Genomic DNA, 14,458 nt, shown 5'->3' on the forward strand with positions numbered 1-14,458 from the left:
ATCCTGCTGATTTTTTTATGTTTTTTTTTGGTTTGTGTTTAGTACGTTTCTTTTTGTCCATCGTATTTGTTGTAGTTTCATTTGTCTTATGAATCCTTCTTTTGTTCTGAAAATTTTTTTTATGTATCTGGGCATTGTTGTTTTGTAGTAGCATTCTATTTTGTTGTTGGTTTTTGGTATTTCTTCATGAATTATGTGTTGTAGTGTTTTTTCTATGTTTTTTGATAGTTTTTTGATAAATGAGCTTATTACTTTTGGTAGTTCGTCTTTTTTGTTTTGTAGTTCTTGGAATCTTTTTTTTGCTGTTTTTATTGTTTTTGATTTGAATATTAGTGATATTTTTTTAACATATTTTTCTAATTCTTTGATTTTAGCTTTGTTTTTCCATCTTGTATCTTTTAAAGTTCTGGTTTCTTTTTCTAGTTTTCTAATTTTTTCTTGTCTTTTTTGTTTTTTCTTGTCTTTTAAGTGTATTCTTCCAGTTTTGCCTTTGTTTTCTTTTTTTAGTTCTTTTATTCGTGTTGTATTTTTTTCTATTTGTATTTCAGCATTTTTTATTTGTCTTTGGTATTTGTTGAGCTTTTTAATTACTTCTGTCATTAGATTTTGCATTTTGTGAAATGCGCAGTTTTGGCGAATGGCGCCTAATGATTCGATTATTGAAGGATAATAATTGTTTCCATCTGTTATAATTGCTTTTATGGGATGTTTGTCTAATGATTTTTCTAAAAAGTTTTGTATGGTTTTTTTATTAAATTCTTTGTGAGATACTAGTTTTTCATTTATTATTAAGTTGTTTTTATTGTCTAAAATAGTCATACGTAAATATAATTCTGTGTTGATGAATTCGTATTGTTCATCGTAATGATATATTCCGCTGGGCTGTATTTTTGATTTTAAAACCTCTTCTTGTATTTTGTTTTCTTCGTTGATGATAAATTGTTTGCTTAATGATTTTTCATGGTAATATATTGTTGATCTAGGTATTTTAACACTGGTGTGTTTTTCAATTATTTCTGATTTTTTATCATAAGATGAATGATCAATTGAATCTAATTCCAGTCCTTGTTGTCTTATATTCTTTGAATAATTGCAGGATTTGTCAATAAATTCAAGTAATGAAACTTTATAATATTTTTGACATTTTTTATTACTACATTTGTATTTTTGCAATTTTATATTCTTTTTCTTATTTAATATTAACTTATCCGTCCCATTTTTACTTAATTTAGAACCACATTCATCACATACAAGATTTTCTTTAACAATTAACGTGTTAAAATCATTTTGAAGATAATAATCAATGCAAATAGCAATATCTGGAGATACTGATTCATTTAAAATTAAAGTATCATTTTCTAAATTTAAGATAAATTTATTAATATCAAGATTCAATATAATACTGGTAGTGCTTGTTTTTTGTCTCATAACTATAAATAAGTCACTACCACTATTTAAAACTTTTATACTAACTAATTTTAATTAAAACAAACTCATTAACATACATAAATCGATTATAGATTGATAAATATGTTGATTATGAAAATACACTTTTTTAAATTGATAACTAAGAAAATAAGAATAATGATTCGTTAAATAAAAAACAAAACTTAAAAACACATATTTAAAGAATCAACCATAAAGTATAATTAAAGCAAAAAATACTTTAAAATAATCTAAATCAAAAAACACAAAATATATACTATTTAATTTAACCATACCTAAAAACAATAAACTGATCAATAAAAATAAAAAAAATTTATCAGTTGAATTTTAGACAGTGCCTTTAAAAGATTAATAAAATTAAAATATTTTAAAAAATTATTTTATGATTAATTTTAAATGATATTTTACTTTAAAAAAATATACAATAGAAATTATTTTTATATAAATTATAATTTTATTAGAAAGTTTACAATAATTTATTTCATTTTAAGATAAATTAATCATATTATATTAATATAATAAAAATTATTTAAAAGCAAAGTCATGAAAATATATTCATTTTAATTAATCATTCTTTTAATTAAATTAAATGTAATAATTTAAAATTAGTTTTATTTTATATAGATGTATATATGTCTTTTAATTTAATATATTAAAAAATAAAAATAAGAAGATTAATTAAAATCTTCTTTTTAAAGGTAATAAAATTAAACTAGAAATTAAAACTAATAATAAAATAATTATTGGATTTCCAGTTTTTTCCATTACATTTTTATCAACAATATCTTCCTTATCTTCTACAATACCTGGACCTGGAACAGGAGGAGTAATAGAACTAGTAAGAACAGTTAAAGTACCATTACCAATAGAAGATTCATAATACTCATTACCAATAAAATCAGCTATTATAATATATGAACCTTCTTTGAAATTATTTGGAATAGTCCAAGGATATTCAAAGTGGCCATCAATAACAGGTACAGAAACTTTAGAACCATCAGGTAAAGTCAAAATGACAGTGCCATTTTTAACTAGATTACCATTTTCATCTACAACTGTACCAGTAATAATAACACCCTCACCAGGTTTACCAGTAATATCATCAACAGATGTTACAGTATTTAATTTTAGAATATATGCTTTACTTTGGTTTTCAGAAGGTTCATATTTATCATTACCATTATAATAAGCTACAATATCATAAATACCAGGTTTAAAACTATTAGGAATTGTCCAATCATAGGTGAAAGTACCATTTTCTACATTAACAATAACATTAGAACCATCAGGTAAGATAATTGTAACATTACCACTAATTACAGGATTGCCATTTTCATCAATAACAATTCCATTAATAGTAACAGTTTCACCAGGTTTACCAGAAACATCATCAATTTCAGTAATAGTATTTAATTTATAAACATTTGTAGTATTATTAGTAGAGTTTTCTCCTTCAGATTCATTACCACCAGTTTGATTAGATTTAACATTAACAGTATTATTAATGAAACCAGTTACATTACCATTAACAGTAAAGAACAAACGAATAGTAGCATTTGCACCAGGAGCAATATAACCATTAAGAAGCCATATATTATCACTTATTTCTCTCCAAGAACCATAAATATTATCATAATTCAAGTAAGATAAACCATTAGGAATATATTCTTTAAGAACTACATCAGTAGCATTATCAGATCCTGTATTAACAATAACTATATCATAAAATATAATATCTCCTATATTAGCAATATTAGAACCAGCTATTTTGCTAATATTAAATGAAACATTTCTTATATTAGTTGTATTATTAGTAACATTTGTACCATTAGGATCAGTACCATTTGTTTGATTAGACCAAACATTAACAGTATTATTAATAAAACCAGTAGCATTCATAGTAACTTTAAAGAATAAACGGATAGTAGCATTATGACCACCATTAATAGTACCATTAAGATACCAAGTATTAGCATTAGCTTCAATCCAATTACCATAAATATTTTCATAATATAAATAATTTAAACCTTCTGGAATATATTCTCGAACAATAATATCATTAGCGGGAGTAGAACCTGTATTAAATATTATAATATCATAATAAATTATTTCATTGATATTAATAACAGTAGCCCCAGCTATTTTATGAATATCTAAGGTTACATTAGTTAAATTAGTATTATTACTAGTAATATTAGTATCATTAGTTTGATTAGATCCAACAGTAATAGTATTATTAACAATTCCCGCAAACTCTCCAGTAACATTAAAGACTAAAATTAAAGTAACTTTAGCATTGCTAGCAAGAGAACTATTAAGAACCCAAATATCACTATTAGGATAATAAGTCCAAAGACCACTACTAGTACCATCATCAATCAGATCTAAACCATAAGGAGTAAGATCATGAATAACAACATTAGTAGCATCAGAAGTACCAATATTTTCAATAGTAATTGTATAAGTCACATTTTCACCGATATTAGCAGAATTTTTATTAACTAATTTATTAATAATTAAATTAACATTGGTTACATTTGTTTCATTATCTGTGTCATTGGTTTCGTTGGTGTTATTACCACCAGTTTCATTAGACCAGACAATAACGGTGTTATTCATAATGCCTGTAGCATTACCATTAACACGGAAGAACAAACGAAGTACAATACTAGTATTATTAGCAATACTACCCTCTAATGTCCAAGTATCTGTCACATTATTATACTCCCAGTTCATTGTAGATTCATATCTAAGGTATGTTAAACCTTTAGGAATCAATTCTTTGACAATTACACCAGTAGCATCATCCACACCAATATTACGAATAGTAATATCATAGTAGATTGTATCATTATAATTAGCCACTGTAGAACCAGCTTCTTTAACAATAGTTAAAGATGCATTCTTAATATAAGTCTCATTATCAGTGTCATTAGTATCATTAGAACTATTACCACCAGTCTCATTAGACCAAACAATAACAGTATTATCTAAAATACCACTAGCATTAACATTAACAATGAAATACAAAGTCAAAGTAATAGAAGACTTATTACCAAGATCACCATTAAGAGTCCAAGTACTATCAACAGCATTATAAGTCCAAATTCTACCATAACCATCATAACCATCATAAGTCAAACCAAAAGGAATCAACTCCTTAACAACCACACCAGTAGCATTAATTTGAGCATTATTAGTAATAGTAATGTTATAATAAATTCTATCGCCAATAACAGCAATAGTGGAACCACCAATTTTATTAACGATTAAAGTAGCATTAACTACTTCAGTTTCATTATTAGTAGCATTAGTACCATTAGACTCATTACCACCAGTTTGATTAGTTTTAATATTAACAATGTTTTCTAAATAACCAACAGCACTTTCATTTACACGGAAGAATAAACGAATAGTGACATTAGCACCAGCACCAGCTAAAGTACCATTAAGAACCCATTTACCATTAGACTCAGTCCATCCACCAGTAACATTTTCATAATGATCATATTCTAAGCCAATAGGGATATATTCACTAACAACAACATCAGTTGCAGTACTAGTACCATGATTATAAATCACAATATCATATGAAATCATTTGACCAATAATAGCATAATCATTATTAGCAACCTTAACAACAGACAAATTAACATTGGTTACATTTGTTTCATTATCTGTGTCATTGGTTTCGTTGGTGTTATTACCACCAGTTTCATTAGACCAGACAATAACGGTGTTATTCATAATGCCTGTAGCATTACCATTAACACGGAAGAACAAACGAAGTACAATACTAGTATTATTAGCAATACTACCCTCTAATGTCCAAGTATCTGTCACATTATTATACTCCCAGTTCATTGTAGATTCATATCTAAGGTATGTTAAACCTTTAGGAATCAATTCTTTGACAATTACACCAGTAGCATCATCCACACCAATATTACGAATAGTAATATCATAGTAGATTGTATCATTATAATTAGCCACTGTAGAACCAGCTTCTTTAACAATAGTTAAAGATGCATTCTTAATATAAGTCTCATTATCAGTGTCATTAGTATCATTAGAACTATTACCACCAGTCTCATTAGACCAAACAATAACAGTATTATCTAAAATACCACTAGCATTAACATTAACAATGAAATACAAAGTCAAAGTAATAGAAGACTTATTACCAAGATCACCATTAAGAGTCCAAGTACTATCAACAGCATTATAAGTCCAAATTCTACCATAACCATCATAACCATCATAAGTCAAACCAAAAGGAATCAACTCCTTAACAACCACACCAGTAGCATTAATTTGAGCATTATTAGTAATAGTAATGTTATAATAAATTCTATCGCCAATAACAGCAATAGTGGAACCACCAATTTTATTAACGATTAAAGTAGCATTAACTACTTCAGTTTCATTATTAGTAGCATTAGTACCATTAGACTCATTACCACCAGTTTGATTAGTTTTAATATTAACAATGTTTTCTAAATAACCAACAGCACTTTCATTTACACGGAAGAATAAACGAATAGTGACATTAGCACCAGCACCAGCTAAAGTACCATTAAGAACCCATTTACCATTAGACTCAGTCCATCCACCAGTAACATTTTCATAATGATCATATTCTAAGCCAATAGGGATATATTCACTAACAACAACATCAGTTGCAGTACTAGTACCATGATTATAAATCACAATATCATATGAAATCATTTGACCAATAATAGCATAATCATTATTAGCAACCTTAACAACAGACAAATTAACATTGGTTACATTTGTTTCATTATCTGTGTCATTGGTTTCGTTGGTGTTATTACCACCAGTTTCATTAGACCAGACAATAACGGTGTTATTCATAATGCCTGTAGCATTACCATTAACACGGAAGAACAAACGAAGTACAATACTAGTATTATTAGCAATACTACCCTCTAATGTCCAAGTATCTGTCACATTATTATACTCCCAGTTCATTGTAGATTCATATCTAAGGTATGTTAAACCTTTAGGAATCAATTCTTTGACAATTACACCAGTAGCATCATCCACACCAATATTACGAATAGTAATATCATAGTAGATTGTATCATTATAATTAGCCACTGTAGAACCAGCTTCTTTAACAATAGTTAAAGATGCATTCTTAATATAAGTCTCATTATCAGTGTCATTAGTATCATTAGAACTATTACCACCAGTCTCATTAGACCAAACAATAACAGTATTATCTAAAATACCACTAGCATTAACATTAACAATGAAATACAAAGTCAAAGTAATAGAAGACTTATTACCAAGATCACCATTAAGAGTCCAAGTACTATCAACAGCATTATAAGTCCAAATTCTACCATAACCATCATAACCATCATAAGTCAAACCAAAAGGAATCAACTCCTTAACAACCACACCAGTAGCATTAATTTGAGCATTATTAGTAATAGTAATGTTATAATAAATTCTATCGCCAATAACAGCAATAGTGGAACCACCAATTTTATTAACGATTAAAGTAGCATTAACTACTTCAGTTTCATTATTAGTAGCATTAGTACCATTAGACTCATTACCACCAGTTTGATTAGTTTTAATATTAACAATGTTTTCTAAATAACCAACAGCACTTTCATTTACACGGAAGAATAAACGAATAGTGACATTAGCACCAGCACCAGCTAAAGTACCATTAAGAACCCATTTACCATTAGACTCAGTCCATCCACCAGTAACATTTTCATAATGATCATATTCTAAGCCAATAGGGATATATTCACTAACAACAACATCAGTTGCAGTACTAGTACCATGATTATAAATCACAATATCATATGAAATCATTTGACCAATAATAGCATAATCATTATTAGCAACCTTAACAACAGACAAATTAACATTGGTTACATTTGTTTCATTATCTGTGTCATTGGTTTCGTTGGTGTTATTACCACCAGTTTCATTAGACCAGACAATAACGGTGTTATTCATAATGCCTGTAGCATTACCATTAACACGGAAGAACAAACGAAGTACAATACTAGTATTATTAGCAATACTACCCTCTAATGTCCAAGTATCTGTCACATTATTATACTCCCAGTTCATTGTAGATTCATATCTAAGGTATGTTAAACCTTTAGGAATCAATTCTTTGACAATTACACCAGTAGCATCATCCACACCAATATTACGAATAGTAATATCATAGTAGATTGTATCATTATAATTAGCCACTGTAGAACCAGCTTCTTTAACAATAGTTAAAGATGCATTCTTAATATAAGTCTCATTATCAGTGTCATTAGTATCATTAGAACTATTACCACCAGTCTCATTAGACCAAACAATAACAGTATTATCTAAAATACCACTAGCATTAACATTAACAATGAAATACAAAGTCAAAGTAATAGAAGACTTATTACCAAGATCACCATTAAGAGTCCAAGTACTATCAACAGCATTATAAGTCCAAATTCTACCATAACCATCATAACCATCATAAGTCAAACCAAAAGGAATCAACTCCTTAACAACCACACCAGTAGCATTTGCAGTACCTGTATTACTTATTGTAATATTATAATAAATCCTATCACCAATAACAGCAATAGTAGAACCACCAATCTTATCTACATTTAAAATGGCATTTGTAACAGTGAAATTATTACTAGTATAATTTTCCCCCTCAGGAAATTCATCTGTAGTTACATTTACAATATTTGTAATATTTTGACCAATTGTACCAACAACTCTGAAAACTAGTGTTAAAATAACCTCATTTTCATTATATAATGTCTCATTTAATACCCAAGTATAATTGTTTATTTTATTCCAATACCCAGTAGTATTTTCATAACGAACATACTCTAAACCATCAGGAATATATTCAATAACAGTAACATTATTTAAATCATCTGCACCGCCATTAATAATAGTAATATTATAATAAACATAATCTCCAACTTTTACATGAGTAACATTAGTACTTTTTATAACATCTAATGCATGATCAGCAATATAAAGCTCATTACTTGTTGTATTATTACCATTTGGAGTTTGATTTGTAGTTACATTAATTATATTAACAACAGTTGATCCTGGAAAACCTGTAACATTGAAAAACAGAATCAAAGTAACTTCTTGTCCAACTCCAAGATCTGAACTTAATTTCCATGATGTTTCAGAAATTTGATTCCACAAGCCAGTACCATTTTGATATCTATAATATGTTAATCCAACTGGAATATAATCAATTATAGTAACATCATTAGCAATAGAGCTTCCAATATTTTTTATGGTGATTGTATAATTAAAAATATCACCTTTATGAACAAATGGAAGATCAACAAACTTGCTAACATTTAAAACTACATCTGTTATATTAGTATTAGGACTAGTAACATTTTCACCATCAGGATTTTCTTCATAAGTCACATTAGCAGTATTATTAGTAACACCATCATAACCTCCACTAACACGGAAAATTAGAGTTAAAACAACCGTTTCACCAGGAGCTAATAATGTTTTAAGAATCCAAGTCCTAGTATTCTCATCATATTCCCAGTCAAATCCATTAAATTTAGAATTATTAAAATCCAAACCATTAGGCAAATAATCCAAAATAGTGACATTTGTAGCATTTAATGTAGTATGGTTATTTTTTATAGTAATATTATACTCTATATAATCACCAGTATTAGCTTCAGTAGTATTAACAGTTTTATTAATAACTAAATAGCTATCAATTCCTCTGAGTGTAATAATACCATATTTTCTAGTTAAATTAGATCCACCAGCATAAGTAGTACCATTAATAATATAAGTCCCAATTTTTGAACTAATAAAATTAATATAATTATAATATCCATTATTAAATAATTCTATTTCATCTACCAATGAAGAATTATTAACATAAATTGTAACTTTTTGACCAACTATAGTATTATTATTATCATCAGTTAAAGTTACATTTAAAGGTATAATTTGACCAATATTTGCAGTAATAGTTTTATTATTTATATAATAAACCATAATTTCACTTGTAATTTGACCTAAATTATAAATTTTTTCAATGTGATCTGCTTTCATTACATTATTATCTAAATATAAAGTTCCTGTTGGAGCATTATAAATAAAATGATTATTATCAGTAAAAGCATCTTCAAAGAATCCATTTAAAACAGTCATATTATAAGCATTATATATAGCTGTGCCATTTAAAGCAGAATTGTTAATAAATCTATTACCTTCACTGTAAAATGTTCCAAGATATGAATTATAAATAGCTCCACCATTTTCAAATGCTGTATTATTATATAAATGGTTAGTTCCATTTAAAGTAAAGTTAATTCCTAGATTATAAATAGCTCCACCATTAGTAGCTTCATTGTCATGTAATTTATTATTTCCTTGTATAGTAGTTTTATTACCTTCATTATAAAGTCCACCACCTAAAATAGCTGAGTTATTGTATATTTCATTGTTTCCTATAATTTTTAAAGTATTTGTAGAAATTGTAATAGAAACTGTATAATTTCTATCTGAGTCATTCCATTTGTTTATTGTGTTATTTGTTTCAGCATTTGCTGTGTTATATATTCCTCCACCGTTTTGTGTAGCAATATTGTTAAATATTTTATTTGTTTCATTTAAGAAAATTGAGGCATTTGTCCATATACCTCCACCATTTATTGCATTATTATTATAAATTTCATTATTTCCAACAAGTTCTAAACCTTGTATAATTGCAGTTAAAAATATTGTAATAATATCAGATTGATCATTAATATTTCCAACAGTATTATTTGTAAAGCCTTGTGCTATATTGTATATTCCTCCACCGTTTTGTGTAGCAGTGTTGTTAAATATTTTATTTGTTTTATTTAAAAGAATTGAGGTATTGGTCCAAATAGCACCACCATTTCTAGCTGTATTATTATATAAATAATTGTTTCCTGAAATATAATTATGCATTTCATATTCATAATTTTCATAATCCAATATACCATTTACATAATCTTTTTGCTCAATAAAATTATTAATAAATCTATTGTCAAATGAGTAATATAATGCACCACCATCTAAAGTAGCTTTATTATCATACATTAAATTAGAACCTATAATAGCTAATCCTCCGTTATTATAAATTCCACCACCATTTTCACTAGCTATATTGTTTTTTAAAGTATTATTTTCTATTATTTGGAAATTAAAACCTACATCATTGTAAATTCCACTACCATTTATAGCATTGTTATATGATATTGTGTTATTTTTAATAATTGTAAAATTATACCCATATAGATTATAGATTCCACCACCATTATTACCTGCATTGTTATAAGCAATTAAATTATTACCATTAATTGTAAAATATCCTGCAGATAGAACATCATAACGAAGTAAACCATTATTATATATTCCACCACCATCAGACAAAGCAGTGTTGTTAATAATTTGATTGTTTCCAATAATTGTAAAATTATTTGAAAGCTGTATAAACTGCCATTCGCCTATATCATTTTCACCTGGACTAAAAGCAACATTATAGATTCCACCACCATTAGTAGCTGTGTTATTAAATATAATGTTTGTTCCACTAATTGTAAAGAAATTTCCATTAATATTATAAATTCCACCACCATTAGTTTTAGCAGTATTATTAGCAATTATATTATTAGTACCATTAATTAAGAAATATTGTACTCTATAATTATAAATTCCACCACCATGAGCTACAGTATTAAGAGCTGTAACAGAATTATTAGCGATAATAATATTAGTTCCATCAATTGTGAAGTGACTTCCACTATTATAAATTCCACCTCCAGCAACATTACTTTCATCAGCAACATTAGAAGTAGTATTTGAATGAACAATATTATTTGCAATAGTAATTGTACCTAATATTATGGAATTATAAGCTGAATTAAAAATTCCTCCACCTTTAGATTTAGAAGAAGCAGAGTTGATACTATTATCAGAAATGATATTATTAGTACCATTAATTAAAAAACCATTAGCTGAATTAAAAATTCCACCTCCATATGCTTCTGATTCTGTAGAAGTTGAAAAACTAGTAATTTTATTATTTGTTATGAATACATTACCCAATATTCTAAAATTAGTACCAATGTTATAAATTCCTGCACCATAAGAACTAGAAGATATTGAATAGAGAATATTGTTAGAAATATTATTACTATCACCACTAATTAAAAAATTAGCAGCTGAATTATATATTCCTCCACCCACAGCTTGACTAGAAGCATTGATAATATTGTTTATTATACTATTATTATTAATAATTCTAAAATTATTAGCTGAATTAAAAATTCCTGCACCAAGACCATTATTATTAGCAATAATAATATTGTTTGCTATAATATTAGAATCATTAATTAAAAAATTAATAGCTGAATTCCAAATTCCAGCTCCTTGACTACCAGCAGTATTATTTGCAATGATATTACTACCCGTAATTGTAAAATTAACACCAGTTCCACCATTATAGATTCCACCACCATTAGATGAAGAACTTAATGCATCATTAAAAGTTATTTCATTATTTCCAGATATTATAAAATAATTTCCATTATAATTATAGATTCCACCACCATTTTGATTAGCAGAATTATTTGTTATAGTATTATTTCCAATAATTAAGAAGTAATTTCCACCAGTATTATATATTCCACCACCATTTTGATTAGCAGAATTATTTGCAATAATATTACTACCAGTTATTGTAAAAATATTAGCTAGATTATATATTCCTGCACCTGTTTGAGGAATAATATTATTAGCTATAATATTACTTCCAATAATTTTAAAGTTAATACCAGTTGCAGCATTATATATTCCAGCTCCGTTTTCGCCACCAGACATTTTATTATTGTTTGATATTGTATTGTTTCCTGAAATAGTGAAACTTGAAGCATTATTATAAATTCCTCGTTTATTATTTGATATACTATTTGTACCATTTATTTTAAAGTTGTTACCTGTATTATAAATTGCAGAATATGAGCCACCATTATAATTATTATCTATTTTATTTTTCCCATCAATTAAAAAATTGTTAGCTAAGTTATTTATTACACCACGATTAGATGTTACAGTATTATTTTCTATAGTATTTGATCCTAAAATTTTAAAATTTATTCCAGATGCAGTATTAAAAATTATATTATTAGTAGCATAATTACTAGAAATATTAGAATCAATTAAAGTAAAATTGTTTCCTTCATTAGCAATAGCTCCACCATAAATAGCAGAGTTATTGAATATTGTTAAGTTATTTAAAGTTACATAATTACCAAGATTATAAATAGCTCCACCTGCATTAGGAACACTATTTCTTTCAAATAATGAATTCATTATAATTGCATTATGGACACGATTAAAAATAGCTCCACCATCATCATGAGTTGTGATTTTATATGCTTTATTTTCTATGAATTTCGAATCTTTTATTAAAGTATATTCTCCTTGCTGTATTGAAACAGCTCCTCCATTACGTCCAACATTATTTTCAAAGTATGAATTTGTTATAGTTAAATTCATATTTGTTACATTACTATAAATTGCACCACCAGTAAAATTTGCATAATTATTTGTAAAATTTGAGTTATTTACAAATAATTTTGATCCCTGATTTTCAAGTTGATAATAAATAGCTCCACCAGCTCCACCAGCAGTCCCTGTAGCTGCATGATTAGCATCATTATTATCAAATGTAGAATCGAATATATTTATAATTCCTAATTTACCTGGACTATGCATAATACCATATTCCTGAATACAAATAGCTCCACCATTATATCGGGCAAAGTTATTATTAAAATTACTATTTATTATTGTTAAATTATTTGCATATCCAAAAATAGCTCCACCATAATTAGCTCTATTATTTAAAAAAGTCGAATTTATTATTAATACTTGATTTGCATTTTCAATTAAAATTACACTACCATAAGCTTTATTTGTACCATCGTTTGAACCAACTGCATTCATAAAAGTTAAGTTTATAAAAGTTACATTTACATTATTTATTATTAAAAACATTTTAGGTATAGAATTACCATTTATTGTATGTCCCATTCCATTTATAATTAAATTTTTATTAATTGTAATAGGTGGATTTGATGATGAAGCACTTATATCACTTCCTAGAATAATTTCTTCATCTCCTGGGGCTAAAGCAGTGATAGCATCTGCTAAACCTGTAAATGTATTTCCATTATAATTAGCTTTAAGTTCTATATCAAACTCTTCTTCTTCAATTAAATCATTATTAGTTGCAAAAAGCATCAAATTTCCTGTACTTTTAACATCTAATGTATTATCAACCACTTCATTATTATCTAATGTCTGATTTTCCAATAAATCATCCATATTTATATTTTGATTTTCTATATTTTCTTCATAAATTTCTATATCTTCAATATTTTGCAAATTTGTATTATTATCATATTCTGTTGCTGAAACATTTGATATTACAAATATAGAAAAAACCAATAAAATCAAAGAAATGAAAATTATTTTTTTATTAGTTGGCATATAATCCTCCATTTATTATTTAAAAAAATATTTTTATTTATTAAAAATTCCACACATATCAAATTAAACATCTTTTAGTTCAAATATACCTCCATTAATTCTTATTCGCCATCTAAAATTCTTTAAACGGTTCGAATAATAATTTTTTCCAATTCAATTAAAAATTTTATAGCTAATCATAAAAACACAAATAATTAATTTTTTAATTAATTTTTCAATAACATAAGGCTATTTTTTCTATAATAATCCTTTAAATATATTTTCATTTATAAAAATTATTGAACATTTATAATTAAAAAATTAAAAATTTTATAAAAATATTGTATTTATAATATTTTTACTTTATATAATGCACTCCTTTTTAATTGATTGATTTCAATAACAATAATTGATATTACAACTATCTATATATAGCAATTACAGCTTAAAAAAT

The 14,458-nt window shown here is 26.5% G+C and carries 2 protein-coding genes; both read right to left on the reverse strand.

What is annotated here, in order from left to right; translation table 11 throughout:
• Window positions 1-15: 15 nt before the first annotated feature.
• The gene (locus tag ACA134_RS04990; RefSeq protein ID WP_409199326.1) at window positions 16-1,428 is read right to left on the reverse strand and encodes a hypothetical protein; all 1,413 of its coding nucleotides are present in this window, start codon (window positions 1,426-1,428) and stop codon (window positions 16-18) included.
• Between the two features lie 696 nt (window positions 1,429-2,124).
• Window positions 2,125-14,025 (reverse strand): hypothetical protein, encoded by an 11,901-nt coding sequence (locus tag ACA134_RS04995; RefSeq protein ID WP_409199327.1) that lies wholly within the window; start codon window positions 14,023-14,025, stop codon window positions 2,125-2,127.
• Between the last annotated feature and the right edge of the window lie 433 nt (window positions 14,026-14,458).

The organism is Methanobrevibacter sp. DSM 116169, assembly GCF_046197865.1.
Taxonomy (GTDB): domain Archaea; phylum Methanobacteriota; class Methanobacteria; order Methanobacteriales; family Methanobacteriaceae; genus JAHKLT01.

Coding starts and splice junctions, on each gene's coding strand:
- ACA134_RS04995 (WP_409199327.1), bottom strand. CDS start 14,025: ATGCCAACTAATAAAAAAATAATTTTCATTTCTTTGATTTTATTGGTT.
- ACA134_RS04990 (WP_409199326.1), bottom strand. CDS start 1,428: ATGAGACAAAAAACAAGCACTACCAGTATTATATTGAATCTTGATATT.